Origin of the sequence: Streptomyces sp. NPDC048462, assembly GCF_043200175.1 — a bacterium.
In the GTDB taxonomy this organism is placed as follows: domain Bacteria; phylum Actinomycetota; class Actinomycetes; order Streptomycetales; family Streptomycetaceae; genus Streptomyces.
In genome coordinates this window covers 1-19304 of the sequence record NZ_JBICXG010000015.1, presented here as the reverse complement: position 1 = coordinate 19304, position 19304 = coordinate 1, and the positions used below count along the sequence as shown (strand labels likewise).

Annotated in this window: 16 protein-coding genes and 1 pseudogene; 9 read left to right on the top strand and 8 right to left on the bottom strand. The window is 68.4% G+C overall.

What is annotated here, in order from left to right; genetic code table 11:
* The first annotated feature begins 2 nt into the window (after positions 1 to 2).
* The 4 genes from ACGFU6_RS23985 to sbnB all read left to right on the top strand — a co-directional run bounded on the left by ACGFU6_RS23985 (position 3) and on the right by sbnB (position 4294).
* Positions 3 to 1019, top strand: coding sequence for an asparagine synthetase A (locus ACGFU6_RS23985; RefSeq protein ID WP_393613700.1), 1017 nt, complete (start codon positions 3 to 5; stop codon positions 1017 to 1019).
* Entirely contained in the window at positions 1016 to 2236 is a 1221-nt protein-coding gene (locus ACGFU6_RS23980) for a glutamate synthase-related protein (protein WP_393613699.1), read from the top strand. Before ACGFU6_RS23985 ends, ACGFU6_RS23980 begins: the two co-directional genes overlap by 4 nt.
* Positions 2233 to 3180, top strand: coding sequence for a 2,3-diaminopropionate biosynthesis protein SbnA (gene sbnA, locus ACGFU6_RS23975; RefSeq protein WP_393613697.1), 948 nt, complete (start codon positions 2233 to 2235; stop codon positions 3178 to 3180). Before ACGFU6_RS23980 ends, sbnA begins: the two co-directional genes overlap by 4 nt.
* 106 nt (positions 3181 to 3286) lie before the next feature.
* Positions 3287 to 4294: a 2,3-diaminopropionate biosynthesis protein SbnB gene (gene sbnB, locus ACGFU6_RS23970; RefSeq protein WP_393613695.1), complete on the top strand. Its 1008-nt coding sequence runs from the start codon at positions 3287 to 3289 to the stop codon at positions 4292 to 4294.
* 267 nt (positions 4295 to 4561) lie between these two features.
* On the opposite strand, the gene ACGFU6_RS23965 is transcribed toward sbnB, so the two are convergent.
* Positions 4562 to 4765 carry a hypothetical protein gene (locus tag ACGFU6_RS23965; RefSeq protein WP_393613693.1) on the bottom strand — a complete coding sequence of 68 codons (204 nt, stop codon included), beginning with the start codon at positions 4763 to 4765 and terminating at the stop codon, positions 4562 to 4564.
* 33 nt (positions 4766 to 4798) lie between these two features.
* Positions 4799 to 5440: a gamma carbonic anhydrase family protein gene (locus ACGFU6_RS23960; RefSeq protein ID WP_393613691.1), complete on the bottom strand. Its 642-nt coding sequence runs from the start codon at positions 5438 to 5440 to the stop codon at positions 4799 to 4801.
* Between the two features lie 514 nt (positions 5441 to 5954).
* Between ACGFU6_RS23960 and ACGFU6_RS23955 the strand changes: the two genes are divergently transcribed.
* Positions 5955 to 6176, top strand: coding sequence for a transposase family protein (locus ACGFU6_RS23955; RefSeq protein WP_393613689.1), 222 nt, complete (start codon positions 5955 to 5957; stop codon positions 6174 to 6176).
* Between the two features lie 11 nt (positions 6177 to 6187).
* Here ACGFU6_RS23955 and ACGFU6_RS23950 read toward each other — a convergent pair whose 3' ends face one another.
* The 3 genes from ACGFU6_RS23950 to ACGFU6_RS23940 form a co-directional block, all read right to left on the bottom strand.
* Positions 6188 to 6751: a DinB family protein gene (locus tag ACGFU6_RS23950; protein ID WP_393613688.1), complete on the bottom strand. Its 564-nt coding sequence runs from the start codon at positions 6749 to 6751 to the stop codon at positions 6188 to 6190.
* 229 nt (positions 6752 to 6980) lie between these two features.
* Positions 6981 to 7316 carry a lysine transporter LysE gene (locus ACGFU6_RS23945; RefSeq protein ID WP_393613686.1) on the bottom strand — a complete coding sequence of 112 codons (336 nt, stop codon included), beginning with the start codon at positions 7314 to 7316 and terminating at the stop codon, positions 6981 to 6983.
* A 100-nt stretch (positions 7317 to 7416) separates the two neighbouring features.
* A complete protein-coding gene (locus ACGFU6_RS23940) occupies positions 7417 to 7650 on the bottom strand; it encodes a hypothetical protein (RefSeq protein ID WP_393613684.1) in 234 nt (77 codons plus the stop codon).
* Between the two features lie 424 nt (positions 7651 to 8074).
* Here ACGFU6_RS23940 and ACGFU6_RS23935 point away from each other — a divergent pair, with 424 nt between their 5' ends.
* The 4 genes and pseudogenes from ACGFU6_RS23935 to ACGFU6_RS23920 all read left to right on the top strand — a co-directional run.
* Positions 8075 to 8296 (top strand): type II toxin-antitoxin system Phd/YefM family antitoxin, encoded by a 222-nt coding sequence (locus tag ACGFU6_RS23935; protein WP_393613682.1) that lies wholly within the window; start codon positions 8075 to 8077, stop codon positions 8294 to 8296.
* Positions 8293 to 8604 (top strand): hypothetical protein, encoded by a 312-nt coding sequence (locus tag ACGFU6_RS23930; protein ID WP_393613680.1) that lies wholly within the window; start codon positions 8293 to 8295, stop codon positions 8602 to 8604. Before ACGFU6_RS23935 ends, ACGFU6_RS23930 begins: the two co-directional genes overlap by 4 nt.
* Positions 8601 to 9068 (top strand): DUF6221 family protein, encoded by a 468-nt coding sequence (locus ACGFU6_RS23925; protein WP_393613678.1) that lies wholly within the window; start codon positions 8601 to 8603, stop codon positions 9066 to 9068. Before ACGFU6_RS23930 ends, ACGFU6_RS23925 begins: the two co-directional genes overlap by 4 nt.
* 169 nt (positions 9069 to 9237) lie before the next feature.
* A pseudogene (locus tag ACGFU6_RS23920) lies at positions 9238 to 9493 on the top strand (transposase); the annotation flags it as partial.
* 12 nt (positions 9494 to 9505) lie between these two features.
* Here ACGFU6_RS23920 and ACGFU6_RS23915 read toward each other — a convergent pair.
* From ACGFU6_RS23915 to ACGFU6_RS23905, 3 genes are all read right to left on the bottom strand, one after another.
* Positions 9506 to 10012 (bottom strand): hypothetical protein, encoded by a 507-nt coding sequence (locus tag ACGFU6_RS23915; protein ID WP_393613676.1) that lies wholly within the window; start codon positions 10010 to 10012, stop codon positions 9506 to 9508.
* 173 nt (positions 10013 to 10185) lie between these two features.
* Positions 10186 to 14178 carry an amino acid adenylation domain-containing protein gene (locus tag ACGFU6_RS23910; RefSeq protein ID WP_393613674.1) on the bottom strand — a complete coding sequence of 1331 codons (3993 nt, stop codon included), beginning with the start codon at positions 14176 to 14178 and terminating at the stop codon, positions 10186 to 10188.
* Positions 14175 to 19304 (bottom strand): amino acid adenylation domain-containing protein (locus ACGFU6_RS23905; protein WP_393613672.1); only part of this gene is annotated, 5130 nt, incomplete at its 5' end. The genes ACGFU6_RS23910 and ACGFU6_RS23905, both read right to left, overlap by 4 nt.

The following is a 19304-nucleotide window of genomic DNA, read 5'->3' as shown; positions in this document are numbered from 1 at the left end:
ACATGACACTCCAGATCGATCACTCCCTCACGTTCCCCGCCGCCCCCGCCCTGCCCTCGCCGCTGGAACACCTGCGTGACCCGCGCACCAGGGCGGCCCTGCGCGTCCAGCAGGCCCTGGTCGCGGGCGCCCGCGCCTACCTGCGCGCCGGCGACGCGGTGGAAATGGCCCACCCGATCATCGGACCCGTCACCGACCCCGGCTCACGTGGCGCCAAGCAGGTCGACGTCGACTTCTACGGTCACCGCTACAAGCTGATGACCAGTGCCATCCTCTACAAGCAGGCGTCCCTGCTGGCGTACGACCGCATCTTCCTCATCGCGCCCAACGTCCGCCTGGAACCCGTGGAGACCAGCACGACCAACCGTCACCTCGCCGAGTTCCGGCAGATCGACGTCGAGTACGCGGGCGCCACCCGCGACGACGCCATGGACACCGCCGAGGGTCTCGTCCGCCACGCGGTCACCACCGTCGCCGACGAGTGCGGCGCCGAACTCGCCGTACTGGGACGCGATCCCGACACCCTGCGCCGGTTCGTCGCCCGCCCGTTCGCCCGCGTGCCGCACGGCGAGGTCGTCGAACGGCTGCGCCGCGACGGCTACCCGCAGGCCGAGGGAACGGAGATCGAGTGGGAGGCGGAGGAGCGCATCTCCCGCCAGGCCGATGCCCCGTTCTTCGTCGTCGGATACCCCAAGGGCTCGCGCGGCTTCTACGACAAGGAGAGCCCGGCCGAGCCCGGCACCCTCCTCAACTTCGACCTGATCGCCCCCGAGTCCTGCGGTGAACTGTGCAGCGGCAGCGAGCGCGAGAGCGAGTACGCCGCCCTCGTCACCCGGATGCGCGAGACCGGCGAGAACCCCGCCAAGTACGCCTGGTACCTCGATGTCGCCCGGCACGGCATCCCCCGGAGCGCGGGCTTCGGCATCGGCCTGGAACGGCTCACCCGCTGGGTCGCCGGCCTCGACTCCGTCTGGCAGGCCACCGCCTTCCCGAAGCTCGCGGGGGTGGTGTCCCCGTGACGTACCTGACCGCACCCGGCCTGCCCGAAGACACCATCCGCGCCCGTGCCCGCGACGGGGCCGCCGCCGTGTTCCCGCCCCTCGACAGCTACGGCACCGCCGTCTTCGGCGGGACGCGCGAGCAGGGCGACGAGATCGACGCCCTGCGCCTCGCGCCGCCCGTCTTCATGCCCGGCCGCCTCGCCAAGCTCATCGACCTCGGGCGCGAGCCCCTCTACTCCGACGTGAACCTCGCCACCGGCCTCGGCGGCTTCGACGCCCCGCTGCCGGTGTACGTCTCCGCCCTCGGCTCCACCCGTGTCGCCGGCACCAGCCTCGCCCTCAGCCGCCAGGCCGGGCGCCTCGGCATCCCCATGGTCATCGGCGAGAACGTCGCCCCGATGAACGGCTTCCGCAGCAGCGGCGACGACCACCGCAAGGGCCTGCTGGAACGCATCCTGGCCTACTGCGAGGAACTGCCCGACGGAGTCGGCGGCCTCTGTGTCCAGCAGAGCACCGAGGACGCCGACTCCGAGGTCTGGAACCACGTCTACAGCGACTCCGCCGTCTCCGGACTCCTCGCCTCGGGCCGCCTCGGCTTCGAGATGAAGGTCGGTCAGGGCGCCAAGCCAGGGCTCGGCGGCCTCACCATGGTCAGCGAGGCGGTCGCCGCCGACCTCGAAGGACAGTACGCAATCGAACGCCTCACCGACGGCGGACCGGTCCTGCGCTGCTCAAGCCCCGGCACCTTCACCGACGAGATCTTCCGCCGGCAGATCCAGCTCATGCGCAACAACTACCCGCGCGCCCGCTGCTGGGTGAAGCTCTTCCCCGGCCGGGACGTCGGCCGCGCCGCGCGCATCGCCTGGGACGCGGGTGCCCACGCCGTCACCGTCGACGGGGCCGAGGGCGGCACCGGGTGGGCCCCCACCGGCTTCCTGGGGCATGTGGGACTGCCGCTGGCCGAATGCCTGCGCCGCGTCGAACCCGCCGGCCGCACCCTGCTCGCCAGCGGCCGCGTCTGGGACGGAATCCGCGCCGTGAAACTGCTCGCCCTCGGCGCCCGCGCGGTCGGTCTCGGCCGCGCCGCGCTGGTGGCCGCCGACGAGGACCCCGTACACGGGCTCGAACGCCTCCTGGAAGCCATGGCCCTGGAGATGCGCATGGCCGTCAGCTCCCTCGGCAGGTACGCGGCGGACGAAACCGGCCCCGAGGACCTGTGGAGGCCCGAGTCATGATCTACGAGCACACCTACGAGATGGTCACCGACGACATCTTCGTCCGCCTGCCACGGATGGCACCGGGTTGCGAGGTCTTCCTCAAGATCGAGGGGCTCAACCCGGCCGGCTCCGTCAAGCTCAAGACGGCACTGAGCCTGGTCGAGGACGCCGAGCACCGCGGCGTACTCACCCCCGGCGCCCGCGTCATCGAATCGTCCTCCGGAAACCTCGGCATCGCCCTCAGCTCCATCTGCGCCACCAAGGGATACGCCTTCACCTGCGTGGTCGACCCCAACACCAACGCGACCAGCATGGACCACATGCGCGCCCTCGGCGCCGAGGTCGTCGTCGTGGACACTGTGGACGCCAACGGCGGCTTCCTCCAGTCCCGCATCGCCCACATCCGGCGCCGTGTCGAGGCCGACCCCGCCATGGTGTGGCTCAACCAGTACGCCAACCCCGCCAACCCGCACGCGCACTACGCGCAGACCGCGAGCACCTTGCTCAAGGAGCTCCAGCACATCGACTACCTGTTCGTCGGCGCGGGCTCCACCGGCACGTTCGTCGGCTGCTCCCGGTATCTGCGCGAGTTCTCCCCGGAGACCCGGATCGTTGCCGTGGACGCCGTCGGCTCGGTCATCTTCGGCGCACCGCCCGGACCGCGCCTCATCCCCGGAATCGGCGCCAGTCGCATCCCCGAGCTCTTCGAGCCGGGTCTCGCCGACGACGTCGTGTTCGTCGCCGAGGAGGACGCGGTCCACGAGTGCCGACTGCTGGCCCGCACCCACGGCCTCCTGGTCGGCGGCTCCACCGGCTCCGTCCTGGCCGCGATCCGCCGGTACGCCGACGGGTTTCCCGCCGGCTCCCGTATCGCCGCGATCTCACCCGACCTGGGCGAGCGCTATCTCGGCACGGTCTACAACGACGCCTGGGTGAAGGAACACCTCGGCGCCCTCGCGTGAGCACAACCGCAACCGCAGCCACAACCGCATCCGTAGTGACAGCCGCAGCAACAACCGCAGCCACCGCCCCGCGGGGCCCCGCGCCCGCCCGCGAAAGGGAACGCCCATGCCCGCATTTCATGTGATTGACGGTGCCGTCGCCCGAGACGTCATCACTTCCGCACCGTCCGAGATCCTGGAGATCGTGCGGGACACCTACCTCCAGCACAGCCGCGGCGACACCGTGAACCCCGACAGCTACTTCCTGCGCTTCCCCGAGAACCCCGGCGCCCGCATCATCGCCCTCCCCGCCCACCTGGGCGGCGAGGCACCGGTCTCCGGTCTGAAGTGGATCGCCAGCTACCCGGAGAACGTGCGGCACAACCTGCCCCGCGCCTCGGCGGTCCTGCTCCTCAACGACGCCGAGACCGGCTACCCGTTCGCCTGCCTGGAGGCGTCCCGCATCAGCGCCGCCCGTACCGCGGCCTCCGCCGCACTCGCCGTGGAGACCCTGGCCCCCGACGACGCGCCCCGCACCGTGCTCTTCGTCGGCGCCGGCGTCATCGGCCGTACGGTCTCCGACTTCCTGGCGGCCCGCGGACTCAACGTCCGCGAATGCCTCGTCCACGACCACGTGGAGTCGTACGCCGAGAAGTTCGCCGCCTACGCGGCCGAAGCCCACGGGTGGCGGGCCAGAGCGGTCTCCGAGATCGACGCGGCCCTGGCCACCGCCGACCTGGTGGTCCTCGCGACCACAGCCCCGGCGCCGTGGCTGTCGGACGGCCAGCCCCTGCTGCCGGACCAGCTCATCCTCAACCTGTCCCTGCGCGACATCCACCCCACGGTCATGATCAAGTGCCACAACGTTCTCGACGACATCGACCACTGCCTCACCGCTCAGACCTCGCCCCACCTCACCGAGACGGAGTACGGCACCCGCGACTTCATCGACGGCACCCTCGCCGACGTCCTGCGAGGCAAGGTCATCCTCGACCGCGACCGCCCCATCGTCTTCTCCCCGTTCGGTCTCGGCGTCCTGGACCTGGCGGTCGGCTGCCACATCTACCGGACGGCCCTGGAGAGCGGCCGCGCCACCGAGGTGCCCAACTTCATCCCGGAGCTGACACGGTGGTGAGCTGACCGGTCCGCCACGGTCAACGACTCGCCCCGGCCCCGGCCTCCTCCCGCATGACGCGGAGGGAGCCCGGGGCCGGGGCGTTCGGCGTGGGCGGACGCCGATACCGCCCCTCCCCACGTCTCCGCGCCCCGTTATGTTCTTCGCGGTCCTGCAGTGGGACCGTCGGCAATGTCTGCCTTGTCGACGACGGCGCGTAGGCGCTGGTCATCGATGTGGCGGTTTCGCCCGTGTTCGGCCCACTGCTTCCCGGGGCGGGGCGGGGCATCAGGTGGGGGCGAACTCGCCCATGAAGTCGCTGACTTCGTGCTCGTCGTCCTCGGGTATGACCTCGCCATCGGCGATCGCGTGGAGGTGCTCGACCCGCGCCTTCTCGGCCGCGTGGTCGGGGTCGCGGGAGGCCTTCCAGGTCTTCGGACGTCGAAAAAAACTTGCCGAACGTGCGCCGCCGGAGTGGACTCCCGACGGCACGTCACCACAGCACAGGGGTCGCTGATGCGGCGCCTAGCCGAGATTCAGAACCTCATCGGCCGCGTGCGTGCCGAACTCGGCGACGCGCACCTCCGCGATGTGCTCGTACCGGCTGATCCGGTCGGTCCACTCCGCGTCAACACCGAACGCCACCTGCGCGAAGCCCACCCGGCGGACGGCCTCGGCCAAGCCCGGATCGCCGGCGGCCAGCAGGCGCACGGGTGCGTCAAGTGCCACGTTGTGCGGTGGCACGAAGAACTCGTCCGGCAGAACGGTGCGCGCATGAACGAGCGCGCCGACAGCGACAACCGAGCCGGACCCCAACCGTGCGCCCTGCAGGACCGTTGCCGCGGTCGCCACATAGGCGCACCTGCCGACCTCGCAGCCCAACAGCGTGGCATGCGGCCCCACGAAGACGTGGTCGTCGACAAGCACCGGCTGAGCGCCGGCGACCGCAGACCCGCGCAACACCGCGTTCTCGCAGATCACCGCAGCCTCCCCGACCTCGATCCGGGACCCCTCGGCATCGAGCACCGCACCGTACATGACCCGCGCCCTCGACCCCACGCGGACATCACCAACCAGCGTGGCCGTCGGGGCGATGTAGGCGGTGGGATGGACCTGCGGTTCATGCCCGCGGTGCCGGATACGGATTCCCTGCGTTTCAGCGATCATTGGCGGATTCTCGCCTGATCGACCGCAAGCATACTGGCGGGTTTCAGACGTCGCGTTCATTGCAGCCCGCCATCTTGAAGTCGCAGGTCATTGGGGTGGCGGGCGCGGTGTGCTGCTGGTCCCGCACCGGGAGGCGGGCGCGGGCGAGGAGGTCCTGCCGCCGGACTACCAGCGGCTCATGAAGATCGTGCGGAACGTCGGTGGCCAATGGCCGGCGGCAACGCCGTCGGCGACACCACCGTGCGCCGCTGGCGCGACGAGCTGATATCCCTGCTCGCCGCCCGCGCACCCCCTGGACCGCGCATGCAAGAAGATCGCGCAACGGGGTGGCGAGGTCGTCCTCATCGACGGCACCCTGGTCCCCACGGCCCGCCGCACCGGAGCCGCGAACCGGCCCAACTACTCCGGCAATCACCGCAGTCACGGCCTGCACTTCCTCGCCCTCACCGACGAGAACGCGGCCGGCCTCGGCGTCCTGGCCGACCTCGGCTTCCTCGGCCTCACCGACGACCCGGTGATCGTCACCGGCTACAAGGCCACCCGCGCCCGCAAGCTCACCCCCGGCGAGAAGCAGGCCAACCGGGTCCTGGCCGCCGCACACGCTCCCGTCGGACACGGCTTCGCGCACCTGAAGACCTGGCGCATCCTCACGAAACTCCGCACCGACCCCACTCGCGCGCCCCCCGACCTTCTGCGCGCTCTCCCGGTCCTCTCGAACCTCGAGCTCTCACGCTGACAGATGATCAGTCATATTCGGCGCGGTACGGCTCCGTCCTGCCGGCGGTAGAGGTCGCGCAGCAGGGAAATCTCGGCGCCGTGATGGATCAGCTCCCTGTTGACGTGCAGGACCCTGTTCTCCATGGGAAACCGCTCGGGGCCCACCGTGGGCGGATTGTCCAGGTCAGCGTCCGAGAGCTCGCGGACCCCCGCGTTCCATCTCCCATACATCTCATCGAGCTGTTTCAGCGCCTCGTCAGCGGTCCCCGCGTAGGCGAATGCCTGGGACTCGAGGTTCTGGCCGCCGAAGTGCCATCCGACCCGATAGCCCAGACAGGAGACGATGATGTGCGCCAGCCGCCAGGCAATCGTGGTCACCGGCGCAGGCACCGGGGCAGGGGACGCGAAGTCCATCGTCCATTCCCCCGCACCTTCCGACATCGGTGCGGCCGACGTACCACGTGGGCGGATGCTCCAGCAGCCGCGCACCGGCTCCCAGAAGTACTCCTCGTCGGTAAGACCCTCCAGCCGTGGCCGCAGGTTCTTGCTCCAGTACCAGTCCAACTGGTCCGCGAGTCGCTCGCTTCTTGTCATTTCCGCACGTTACATACAACGGAGAACTGGCTGCGCCCCTCGCACTCATTCGGTTTGCGGATCAGGTCGGCCGGGTCCTCGCGGGGTTCATCACCGCTGGCCGGCGAGCCGTTCGAGACTCCTGACGGGCTCAAGAGTGATCACTCGGTGCCAACAAGCGTGTACCACCGTCCAGAAACCATCAGCTCGCCGAGCCTCTCTGGTTCCAACCAGCGTGTCCTGGCCTCACTCACAGGCAGTCGCAGCCCGTGGCGTAGAGCAGCAGGAAGAGGGCCGTCATGGCGATCAGGGTGAAGCCGCCAGTAGTCAGGACGGCGAAACCCCGACGGCGCCTTTTCGCGGGAGTGCGGAAGGTCCGCCAAGCGCCGTGGGCAAGGAAGAGGCTGAGCAGCCCTACCCCCGCGATGGTCAGGCGTGGGCTGAAGAACCAGCTGAGGTAGGCGATCAGAGCCAGGCAGCCGAGCAGGGCGCAGGCAAGCAGGCTGAGGATCACTTCGGCGACGGCATCTCCCACCGTCTCGCTCAGGAAGTCGCCGACGCCCTTCGCTGCCCTGCGGACCCCCATAACGCTCCTTCATCCTCGCGCCCGATGGCCCCGAACGGGGCCTGGTATGGAGGACCCCCGCCGAGCCGGATTGGTTGTCGTGGTCCTCGGCAGTGCCCAACTACGGCGCCCCGTCACAGCTTGACGAAGGACTTACGCGGATGGTGTGGCCCCACAACTCGGCGTGACCACCACGCTTCACGACTGCGGTCAGAAGTTCCCGTTGCGTCTCCAGGACGTCCTGGGCGGCCACCTGCCGGCGAACCAGGTTGGAGACGGTGCAGCCGCCGTCGCGCTTGACGACCCGTACCTCGTACAGCGTGGGCACGGGGAGTGCGGACGGTCCGAAGACCACGTAGGCGATGAAGCCGAGGGTGCGAATGGCGGCGGCCAGGCGGCGCTGCTCGGCGTTCTCCGCGACAAGCTTCTCGGCAACGATCTGGGCGCGGGCCCGGCAGTGGGTGAGCTGGGTGGAGGCGTTCCACTCGGCCTCGACGCCGTGGAATTAGCCGATGGCGAATCGGCCGGCCAGGGCGTTGGTCTGGCGGCTGAGGGCGGAGTTCGGTTTCGAGGTCGCGGTCGGCGTGGAAGCCGAGGTTGTCGATCACAGGAGCCTCCTCGGGTGGTGTGAGCCTCGGGACCTCCCCCGCGATTTCCTTACGAACCTTACGATTCAAACCGAGAGGATTGCGAGGTCGATGCGAAACTTACAAAACATGAACTTCGTAAGGTGTGAACCTGTCATTCCGTACAGACCTCCAGCGGCTTACGCTCCTTGCATGAAGAAGCCTCAGAGCATCCCCGTCGAGCAAGCACGTAAGGAGTTCGCCGACCTGCTGGACGGCAGCCAGCACAAGGGCGAACACGCCGAGATCACCCGGCGCGGCAAGCCGGCGGGGATCCTCGTTCCGCCTGACTGGTACGGGGCCGCAATCGCCGCGCTGGCCGAGGTGAAGGAGCTGCGCCGCAAGGTCGCCGAGCAGGCGGACAGCCCCTCATGACCGCTGCCCTGGCCGCGTTTCTCCGGGCCCGGTTCGCCGAGGAGCTGGAGAAGGCCCGCTACGCCGGCAACGTGGTGGTCCAGGACCCAGACCGCTTCGGGGTGAAACCCCAGGATGCCGCCGCCCACGCCCGGTTCACCATCGCCACCGCCGAAGTCCACCTCGCGCTGCTGGACGACACCGTCGTACCGAACCTCGGAACAGAAGGGGCAGCCGGCCGAACCGCCGAGTACCAGCTGCGGCTCCTCGCCGCCCCGTACATGGAGCACCGCGAATACCCGCACGACGAGCCTGGAAGCACCTCATGAACGACGCCCTGGTGCAGTTCCTCCGCGCCCGCCTCGACGACGATGGGGAGGATGCGCGGGCGGCGGATCCGGAGCTGAGCACGGTGTTCACCCGAATCGCCACCTTCGACCCCGAAATGGCAGCGGACGAACGCCACATCATGCGGCACCGTCCAGCCCGCGCCCATTACGAGGTAGTGGCGAAACGGCTCATGCTCGACGAAGTACTGTCCAGCCGTCACCTCGTCACTGGCGACCATTGCATGGACTGCCCGCGCGTCACCGAAGCGGACGGGGTGGGCACAGCCACGGCGGATCGGATCAGGGCGCTCAACGACGCCTACCGCAAGAAACTTGGCCGCGACCTGAGGTGCGCCGAGCGGTGTGGCCGGGACGCCCGGGTGCACCGCACCCTGGAACTCCTGGCCCTGCCTTACGCCGACCACCCGGACTATATGCAGGCCGTGGCGGCTAACCGGGCGTAGCTTCCGGGTTCTCCCAGAGCCGCCCGATTCCCCGCGTCAGACTGTGTGGCGCCGGCGATCTTGGTCGGCAGGGTGTCCTGCATGCGTGCTGATCTTGTTCCTGACGACCTGCGGGAGTGAGTGGCCCCGCTTTTGCCGCCCGCTCCTGAGAGGCGCCGCCGCTACCAAGGTCATCGAGCGCGGCGCCACCCTCGGCATCGACGTCGAAGTCACCCGCCGCGACCCCGCCCGGAAAGGCTTCAAGGTGATTCCGCGACGCTGGGTCGTCGAGCGGACCTTCGGCTGGCTCAAGCACCACCCGCCGCCTCGCTCGCGGCTACGAGACCCACCCCCACCGCTCCAAAGCCATGATCAAGCTAGCGATGGTCGACCTGATAAGCCGCCGCCTGACCAGGGAATCAACCCCGAACTGGCGCGATACCTGAACTCGGAGTGCGTCAATGGAACCGGTGGGATCGCTGACTCGGACCAGGAGGGTCAAAGCTGATCCCGTTCTCGTCGAGTGCGTTGAAGACAGTCACACGACCCGTCTCGAAGGCGAAGCTGATGTCTACGTTTCCCTGAGCGGCGTCCCTGCCCGTCCATACGAGCAGTTCGGCCGCCTTGAGCGGCAGCCCCCGCAGAGCCTGCAGCTCAGGAAAAGGTTCGGGGCGCCACTGCAGGTCGAAGCCGGGCCACCGGACTGGAGAGGTGGGGTCGATCATGTTCCACGTCAGGGAGAGATCGCCCAGCTTGTGATGGTTGATCTCTACCTGCTGGCCATCGAAGTCGAACAGCATCGGGCAGTCGCAGAACCACTCGTCATCCCTGAGGTCCCAGACCACCCAAGCGCTCGTGAGCGTCCGGCCAGCAAGACCACGCAGCCGATGCCCGTGCCCCTGCGCGACATCACCACGGCCGTTGAGCCATGCCGGCTGGTAGCCCGCAATGCCGAAATCGAACATGACGCCATCTTGCCAGAGGCGCCCTTCCTGGCATCAGAGCAGTCCCGAGCCGCGACCAACCGTCGACTTCCCAAACAACCCTGTCGGGACAAGACGCTCTTTTAGAAGCCCCCCGACGAAGGGAAGCCGCCCCCCGCACGAGCGGAGGGCGGCTCGGGGCGGCGCGGTACCCATCAGGCCGGCAGGAGCACCCCCGTCTCCCGGCCGAGGCCGTCCGTCACGGCCCCGCGTACCGCGGCGACGAGCAAGGACAGCTGCTCCGCGCCCTTGACCATCTCCATGTGGCGACCCGGCAGCGGACGGATGTCCAGGCCCATCGGGTAGAGCTCGCGCCAGCGCGCGACGTACCGCGCGTACGGGACCTCGTCGCCGCTGCCCTCGCGCACGGTGTCGCTGACGAACAGCGTGGCAGGGGCCGCCGACACCACGGGCCGGTAGGCGGCGAGCGAGTCCACCTCGGCCTCCAGCACCGCGTAAGGCAGCCACTCGTCGAGGGTGACCGCGGCTTCCTCGATGTTCATCTCCGGGGCCAGGCGCTTCATCTCACCTTCAGTGCGGGCGCGTTGCGCACCGGACTCGTCCTGCCCCCGCCGCCACAAGTCGTTCACCCGGCGGTACACGTCCGCATGCCGCTCGAATCGCTCCTGCTGGTCGTTACCGGTCACCGCCGGCTCCAGCAGAAGCAGCGCGGCCACCGCCTGCGGGTCCCGCACCCCCATCGCGTGAGCGATGACGGCACCGGTCGACCACCCCAGGATCGTGCACGGCCCCTCCGGCTGGACCCGGCGGATCTCCCGCCAGTAGCGGTCCGCGATTGCCTCGAAGCCGAGAAGCGGCGACTCGCCCGCGTCCAGCCCCGGTGCCTGAATGCCGTACACGGTGAACGCTCCGGCCAGGCGCTGCGCGAGCGCCTTGTACGGATGAGTGCTCCCGCCACCCGGGTGCACGCAGAACAGCCGGGGAAGGGCGAGGTCGGCCTCGGGTGAGAGCAGCACGACCAGTCCGCCGTCGGCCCCGGCTTCCGGGCCGTCCAGCACGGCGGCCAGCCCGGCCACCGTGGGATGCCGCATGATCTGCTGAACGGTGATCGGCAGACCCGCCTCCCGGACCCGGGAGGCCACGCGCACCGCGCTGATGGACTGCCCGCCGAGATCGAAGAAGTTGTCGTGGACGCCGACCGTCTTGATGCCGAGGATGTCGGACCAGATGGTGGTGATGATGCGTTCGGTGTCGGTGCGGGGGGCGGTGTAGGCGTTGGCGAGGGTGGGGCGGTGGTGGTCGGGTGCGGGGAGGGCTTTGGTGTCGACCTTGCCGTTGGGGGTGAGGGGGAGTTCGTCGAGGGTGATGTAGGTGGCGGGGATCATGTGGTCGGGGAGCTGTTGTTGGAGGTGGGTGCGTAGTTGGTGTGTGGTGGGGGTGGTGGTTCCGGGGGTGGTGGTGATGTAGGCGGTGAGTCGTTTGTCGCCGGGGGTGTCTTCGCGGAGTGTGATGGCGGTGGTGTGGACGTGAGGATGAGAGATGAGGGCGTTTTCGATTTCGCCGAGTTCGATGCGGTAGCCGCGGAGTTTGATTTGGTTGTCGATGCGGCCGATGAATTCGAGGGTGCCGTCGGGGCGCCAGGTGAGGAGGTCGCCGGTGTGGTAGGTGCGGGGGTCGTTGGGGGTGTGGAGGGGGTTGGGGGTGAAGCGTTGGGTGGTGAGGTTGGTGCGGTGGTGGTAGTTGCGGGCGAGGCAGATGCCGCCGAGGAGGGCGTGTCCGGGTATGCCGATGGGTGCGGGTTGGTTGTGGTGGTCGAGGATGTAGGTGGTGGTGTTGGTGATGGGTCGGCCGAGGGTGGTGGTGTGGCCGTTGGGGTCGGGTGCGGTCGTCAGGCTCATGACGTTGGCGACGGAGCCTTCGGTGGCGCCGTATTCGTTGCTGATGGTGGTTGTGGTGGTGCTGGTGTTGAGGAGTTGGGTGACGAGGTTGGGGGTGAGGTTTTCTCCGCCGGCGACGATGGTGGTGATGTGGTGGGTGGCGTTGCGGGTGGTCAGGTGGGCGGCGAGGATTTCCAGGTGGGAAGGGGTCGCCTTGAGGAAGCTGATCGGAACGTCCGTAATGATCAGATCGATCGCCGCGTCGAACGCGTTCTGACCGGGCTCTGTCTGGGGGATGGCGAGCCGGGTGCCCTGGATGAGGGGGAGGAAGAGTGCGGTGATGGTGAGGTCGAAGGTGATCGAGGAGTAGAGGATGGTGCCGATTCCGCCGGGTTCGGTGACGGGGTAGTTCTGGTCGCACCAGTGGAGGTAGTTGACGACTCCTCGGTGTTCGAGGGCGACGCCCTTGGGCCTGCCGGTGGAGCCTGAGGTGTAGATGATGTAGGCGAGATCGTCGGGCGTCGCGAGCGGCGGGGGGTTTTCGGTCGGTCCGTCGGGCCAATGGGTGTCGGCGAGGAGGATCGGGATGTCCGCAGGCAGCCGGTCGGTGTGGTTCGTGCTGGTGATGATGAGTGGTGCTTGGGCGTCTTCGACCATGTAGGTGATGCGCTCGGTCGGGTACTCCGGATCCAGAGGGACGAACGCCGCCCCTGCCTTCATGATGCCGAGGAGGGTCGCGATGAGCTGGGGAGACCGGTCGAGGCAGACGGCGATCAGGGTGTCGGGGGTGATGCCGGTGGTGCGTAGGTGGTGGGCGAGTTGGTTGGCGCGGGCGTTGAGCTGGGTGTAGGTCCACTGTTCGGTGCCGTGGGTGAGGGCGATGGCGTGCGGGTCGGTGGCGGTCCGGTCCTCGATGAGCGAGTGGATGGTCGCCGTGTCCGGATACGGGCCAGTCGCCCCGTTCCAGTCGACCAGGATCTCCTGCCGCTCCCGGGACGTCAGCATGTTCAACTCGCCGATGCGCGCTTCGGGAGCCGCGACGACTGACTCCAGCAGGGTCCGCAGGTGACCGGCCATCCGCTCGATGGTCGCCGCGTCGAACCGGCTCCGGTCGTACACGAACCGGAGCTCCAGGGCCCGGCCCGCCGACGCCACCAGCGTGAGCGGATAGCCTGTGCGCTCCACGCAGTTGACCAGGCGCCGGGTCAAGCCCTCTGGGAAGTCCGACGGCTTCTGGACCACCGGGTAGTTCTCGAAGACCAGGATGGACCGGAACAGCGGCTCCCCTCGCGGAATGCTGCTGTGCTTCTGTACGTCGACCAAATGGCAGTACTCCCACTGCCGCATCTCCAACTGCTCGTCCTGGAGATCCCGCAGCCAGTTTGCGACCCCCAGCTCACCTGTGAGCCGGCCGCGCACCGGCAGCGTGTTGATGAACAGACCCATCATCGAGTCCACACCCGGCAGCGCGATCGAGCGGCCGGAGATGGTCGAGCCGAACAGCACCTCGTCGCGACGGCTGTACCGGGAGAGCAGGATCGACCACAGCCCCTGCACCAGCGTGTTCATCGTGATCCGCTGGGACCGGGCGTAGTCGCGGGCCTGCGCGAACAGGTCGGGGGAGGCGTGCACCTCGAACTCCCCGACACCGGCGTCACCGGTGTCACGGTCCACGTGCAGGTCGGTCGGTTCGGAGATGCCCGCCAGATAGTCCGTCCAGAAGTCCGCCGAGGCATCGCCCCGTTGGGCATTCAGCCATTCGATGTAGCGGCGGTACGGCACGGTGGGCGCAAGTGCGGCCGGCGTACCGTCGAGCAGTCTTCGGTAGAGGGCGAACAGCTCCTTCTGGAGGATCTGCACGCTCCAGCCGTCCAGCAGGATGTGGTGGAACGACCAGACGACGAAACGCCGTTCCTCCGCCGTCCGCAGGACAGTCACCCGCACAAGCGGCGCCCGGGACAGGTCGAATCCGCGCTCCCAGTCCTCCGCAAGGAAAGCGTCCAGCTGTGCTTCCTGGTCGGGCAGGCCGCGCAGGTCCCGTACCGCGAACGGCACGGGAGCCTTGCGCTGCACAACCTGTACGGGTTCGGACACGCCCTCCCACACGAACGCGCTGCGCAGGATCGAGTGCCTGTCGACGAGTTGCTGCCAGGCCTGCGCGAACAGCTCGTCGTCGAAGGCGCCTTCGACCTCCTCCGTCATCTGCACCATGTACGGCCGGGTGTCGGACGTGTCCTCCAGGGAGTGGAAGAGCATCCCGAACTGCAGGGGCGAGAGCCCGTAGACGTCTTCCACGTTGTGCGTGCTCATATCGAGAACCTCTTCAGGATCGCGGCCATGTCGGTGTCACCGACGTCGGTGAGGGGGATGCCCGGTGTGGTCCGGGAGTCGGCGGGGCCTTCGGCGCTGCCGGCGATCAGCCCGCGGAGGTGGTCGATCATTGCGTCGGCCAGCCGTTCGATGGTCTGCCGGTCGTGCAGCGCGGCCGAATAGCCGATGTACACCCCGAACGTGTCGCCCTCGACGGCCGCCGTCACGTCGAGGACGTTCCAGCGGATGCCGTCAGGGCTGATCGAATGTCCCTTGGGCTCGTTCGCGGCGGCGTACCGGCCGATGCCCGGAAGGTCTCGGGCGAACTGTCCCAGGTAGTTGAAGTTGACCTCAGGGACGGGCTGTTCACCCAGGACGGATGCCACCTCGGGCACCCCGAGATAGCGCAGGATGCCGTACCCGACGCCGTTGTTCGGGACGCGGCCCAGCTGCTCCTTGACGGATTCGAGCGAAGCCAGCGGCCCGGCGCCGGGCGTCAGCCGCAGCGCGACAGGGAACACGGACGTGAACCACCCGACCGTTCTCGACAGGTCCACGTCGGGGAAGAGGTCCTCGCGGCCGTGTCCCTCCAGACCGATCAGGGTCTCGTCGTCACCGGTCCAGTCCCGTAGCGCGTGGGCGAGAGCTGTGAGGAGCGCGTCGTTGATCCGCGTGTTGAAGACGCGTGGCACGTCCCGCAGCAGGGCGCGCGTCTCCTGCGCGGTGAGGGACGCGGCGACGGTGGACGCCGAGCCCAGATCGTTCCGTCCGTCCCGGTCACGCGGAACCCGTCCGCCGGGCTTCGCCTCCGCCCAGTACGCGAACTCGGCGCGTGCCGCGTCCGACGTCGCGAACCCGCGAAGTCGCTCGGCCCAGGCCCGGAACGACGTCGTCTTCGCGGGAAGCTGTGGTGTCCCGCCCGAGGCGCGCTGTTCGTAGCAACTCCCCAGGTCCTCCAGGAGAATCCGCCAGGAGACCCCGTCGACCGCCAGGTGGTGCACGGCGAGGAGCAGCCGCTGCCCCCGCGCCGCACCGAGCTCCAGCAGCGCGCACCGCATCAGCGGCCCCTTTGCCAGGTCGAGACTCTGTTGCGTCTCCTCCGCGATACCGAGCGACACCGCGCTGAGGTCGCTGTCGGAGACAGCGGACAGGTCGTGTACTTCGAGGATGCCCGTGTCCACCGACTCGTCCAGCTGCTGCCGCCAGCCCTCCTCACCGCTCTCGCACCGCAGACGCAAGGCGTCGTGGTGCTCGATCAGGTCGGCCAGCGCCAGCCGGAGGGCATCGGGGTCCAGGGCGTCGGTGGCCAGCAGCTCGGCCTGGTTGAAGTGGTCGAAGGCCGGCAGCTCCTTCTCGAAGAACCAGTGCTGGATCGGCGTCAGGGGCACGTCACCCACCACGCGCCCCTGTTCCGCGTCGACCAGCGTCGTCGCACCGGCGTGGACCGCGATCTCGGCGATCGTCTGATACTTGAAGATCATGCGAGGGGTGAGGTGCAGGCCGAACTTCTTCGCCCTGGCGATCATTTGGATACTGATGATCGAGTCGCCGCCGAGCTCGAAGAAGTTGTCGTGGATACCGACGGTCTCGATCCCGAGGATGTCGCCCCATACCGAGGCGAGGGTGCGTTCGGTGTCGGTGCGGGGGGAGGTGTAGGCGTTGGCGAGGGTGGGGCGGTGATGGTCGGGTGCGGGGAGGGCTTTGGCGTCGATCTTGCCGTTGGGGGTGAGGGGTAGCTGATCCAGTGTCACGTAGGTGGCGGGGATCATGTGGTCGGGGAGCTGCTGTTGGAGGTGGGCGCGTAGTTGGTGTGTGGTGGGGGTGGTGGTTCCGGGGGTGGTGGTGATGTAGGCGGTGAGTCGTTTGTCGCCTGGGGTGTCTTCGCGGAGGGTGATGGCGGTGGTGTGGATGTGGGGGTGGGTGGTGAGGGCGTTTTCGATTTCGCCGAGTTCGATGCGGTAGCCGCGGAGTTTGATTTGGTTGTCGATGCGGCCGATGAATTCGAGGGTGCCGTCGGGGCGCCAGGTGAGGAGGTCGCCGGTGTGGTAGGTGCGGGGGTCGTTGGGGGTGTGGAGGGGGTTGGGGGTGAAGCGTTGGGTGGTGAGGTTGGTGCGGTGGTGGTAGTTGCGGGCGAGGCAGATGCCGCCGAGGAGGGCGTGTCCGGGGATGCCGATGGGTGCGGGTTGGTTGTGGTGGTCGAGGATGTAGGTGGTGGTGTTGGTGATGGGTCGGCCGAGGGTGGTGGTCTGACCGTTGGGGTCGGGTGCGGTCGTCAGGCTCATGACGTTCGCCACTGATCCCTCGGTGGCGCCGTATTCGTTGCTGATGGTGGTTGTGGTGGTGCTGGTGTTGAGGAGTTGGGTGACGAGGTTGGGGGCGAGGTTTTCTCCGCCGGCGACGATGGTGGTGATGTGGTGGGTGTTGTTTTGGGTGGTGAGGTGGGCGGCGAGGATTTCGAGGTGGGAGGGGGTTGCTTTGAGGAAGCTGATCGGGGTGTTGGTGAGGATGAGGTCGATGGCGGCGTCGAAGGCGCTCTGTCCCGGTGCCGGCTGGGGGATGGCGAGCCGGGTGCCCTGGATGAGGGGGAGGAAGAGTGCGGTGATGGTGAGGTCGAAGGTGATCGAGGAGTAGAGGATGGTGCCGATTCCGCCGGGTTCGGTGACGGGGTAGTTCTGGTCGCACCAGTGGAGGTAGTTGACGACTCCTCGGTGTTCGAGGGCGACGCCCTTGGGCTTTCCGGTCGATCCTGAGGTGTAGATGATGTAGGCGAGGTCGTCGGGCGTCGCGAGCGGTGCCGGGTTCGCGGTGGGCCCGCCGGGCCATTCGGTGTCGACCAGGAGCCGGGGGGTGTCGGCGGGGAGCCGGTTGCTGTGCTGCGTGCTCGTGATGATCAGTGGTGCTTGGGCGTCTTCGACCATGTAGGTGATGCGGTCGGTGGGGTATTCGGGGTCCAGTGGTACGAAGGCCGCCCCGGCTTTGAGGATGCCGAGCAAGGTGGCGATGAGTTCCGGTGAGCGGTCGAGGCAGACGGCGATCAGGGTGTCGGGGGTGATGCCGGTGGTGCGTAGGTGGTGGGCGAGTTGGTTGGCGCGGTCGTTGAGCTGGGCGTAGGTCCACTGTTCGGTGCCGTGGGTGAGGGCGATGGCGTGCGGGTCGGTGGCGGTCCGGTCCTCGATGAGCGAGTGGATGGTCGCCGTGTCCGGATACGGGCCCGTGGCACCGTTCCAGTCGACCAGGATCTCCTGCCGCTCCCGGGCCGTCAGCATGTTCAACTCGGACAAGCGGGCGTCTGGGGTGGCGGCGACGGAGGTGGCGAGGGTGGCCAGGTGGCCGGCCATCCGCTCGATCCGCGCCCGGTCGAACAGATCCGTCCGGTACTCCAGCGCCGCCAGCACCTCACCGCCCGACTCCGCCGCCGTCAGCTGAAGGTCGAACTTCGCGTCCTGGCCGCCTACGCCGACCTGTTCGACATCGAGACCGGGCAGGCTCCACGTGTCCCCGTCCGGCGTGTTCTGGAACACGAACAGGGTCTGGAACAGCGGGTTGCGGGACAGATCACGGTTCGGGGCCAGCTCGTCGACGAGCCGCTCGAAGGGCAGGTCCTGGTGGTCGTACGCGCCCAGGGCCGTGTCCTTGACGCGGTCGATCAGCTCGCCGAAGGTCGGGTCCCCGGACAGGTCGGTCCGCATCACCAGTGTGTTGACGAAGAAGCCGATCAGATCTTCGGTCTCGGCCCGGTTGCGGCCCGCGATGGGGGTACCCACCGCGATGTCGTCCTGGCGGCCGTAGCGGGCCAGCACGACCTGGAACAACGACAGCAGCGCCATGAACAAACTTGCCCCCTGCCGCCCCGCCGCCTCCCGCAACCGCTCCGCCACCTCGGCCGGCAACGTGAAGTGCACGGTGCCCCCTGCGGCGCCTTCACGCTCGGCAGGGCGTGCGTGGTCCGTGGGCAGCTCCAGCACCGGCACACCCGTCAGACGCTCACGCCAGTAAGCCAGCTGCTCGTCCAGGAAGTCGCCGGTGAGCCGGTCGCGCTGCCAGACGGCGAAGTCGGCGTACTGCACGGGAAGGCCCGGGAGCGTCGCGTCTCGACCGGTCAGGGCCGCCGCGTACAGGGCACGCAGTTCGCGGGCCAGGATGCCGGAGGACCAGCCGTCCGACACGATGTGGTGCAGCGTGATCAAGACGTACTGGTCATCCTCCGCGACACGCACCAGGTCCACACGCAGCAGCCGTCCGCCGTCCAGCTCGAACGGTCGACGTGCCTCGGCTCCCATGATCTCCTGTGCGGTGCGCTCCCTGTCATCGAGGGCGGCGACGGTCCGGACGTCGTGCACCACCGGGGTGACCGACCACGGCGCGTCCACGATCTGCGAAGGCCGTCCGGAGTCGTCGGTGACGAACCGGGTCCGCAGGATTTCGTGCCGGGCCACCAGCGCCGTGAACGCCGTACCCAGGGCGTCGGCGTTCAGCTCGCCCCGGACACGCAGGCCGAAGGGCACCAGGTACTCGGCACTGCCAGGCGTCAACTGGTCCAGGAACCAGAGACGTTGCTGAGCGAAGGACAGCGGGAGAGAGCCGTCGGCACGGTCGACGGGTACGAGCGGTGCCTCGTCGGCCGCCGCCAGCTCACGTATGGCCGCGGCCAGGGTCGCCGGGGTGGGCGAGGTGAAGAGGGTACGCACCGGTACGTCGATACCGAGCTGCTGCCGCAGCCGGGACGTCACCCGCGTCGCGAGCAGCGAATGCCCGCCGAGCGCGAAGAAGTTGTCGTGGATGCCGACGGTGTGGATGCCGAGGATCTCGGACCAGATGGTGGTGACGACGTGCTCGGTGCCGGTGCGCGGGGCGGTGTAGGTCGCATCGAGCTCGGGGCGGTGGTGGTCGGGTGCGGGCAGGGCCTTGGTGTCGACCTTGCCGTTGGGGGTGAGGGGCAGCTGATCCAGTGTCACGTAGGTGGCGGGGATCATGTAGTCGGGGAGCTGCCTCTGGAGGTGGGCACGCAGGTCGTTGGCGTCTGGGCCGGCCCCGGGGGTGGTGGTGATGTAGGCGGTGAGTCGTTTGTCGCCTGGGGTGTCTTCGCGGAGGGTGATGGCGGTGGTGTGGATGTGGGGGTGGGTGGT

Excerpts from the sequence above, each read along its gene's own strand:
- ACGFU6_RS23985 (WP_393613700.1), top strand. The coding sequence starts at position 3 with ATGACACTCCAGATCGATCACTCCCTCACGTTCCCCGCCGCCCCCGCC.
- sbnA (WP_393613697.1), top strand. The coding sequence starts at position 2,233 with ATGATCTACGAGCACACCTACGAGATGGTCACCGACGACATCTTCGTC.
- sbnB (WP_393613695.1), top strand. The coding sequence starts at position 3,287 with ATGCCCGCATTTCATGTGATTGACGGTGCCGTCGCCCGAGACGTCATC.
- ACGFU6_RS23960 (WP_393613691.1), bottom strand. The coding sequence starts at position 5,440 with ATGATCGCTGAAACGCAGGGAATCCGTATCCGGCACCGCGGGCATGAA.
- ACGFU6_RS23950 (WP_393613688.1), bottom strand. The coding sequence starts at position 6,751 with ATGACAAGAAGCGAGCGACTCGCGGACCAGTTGGACTGGTACTGGAGC.
- ACGFU6_RS23945 (WP_393613686.1), bottom strand. The coding sequence starts at position 7,316 with ATGGGGGTCCGCAGGGCAGCGAAGGGCGTCGGCGACTTCCTGAGCGAG.
- ACGFU6_RS23935 (WP_393613682.1), top strand. The coding sequence starts at position 8,075 with ATGAAGAAGCCTCAGAGCATCCCCGTCGAGCAAGCACGTAAGGAGTTC.
- ACGFU6_RS23930 (WP_393613680.1), top strand. The coding sequence starts at position 8,293 with ATGACCGCTGCCCTGGCCGCGTTTCTCCGGGCCCGGTTCGCCGAGGAG.
- ACGFU6_RS23925 (WP_393613678.1), top strand. The coding sequence starts at position 8,601 with ATGAACGACGCCCTGGTGCAGTTCCTCCGCGCCCGCCTCGACGACGAT.
- ACGFU6_RS23915 (WP_393613676.1), bottom strand. The coding sequence starts at position 10,012 with ATGTTCGATTTCGGCATTGCGGGCTACCAGCCGGCATGGCTCAACGGC.
- ACGFU6_RS23910 (WP_393613674.1), bottom strand. The coding sequence starts at position 14,178 with ATGAGCACGCACAACGTGGAAGACGTCTACGGGCTCTCGCCCCTGCAG.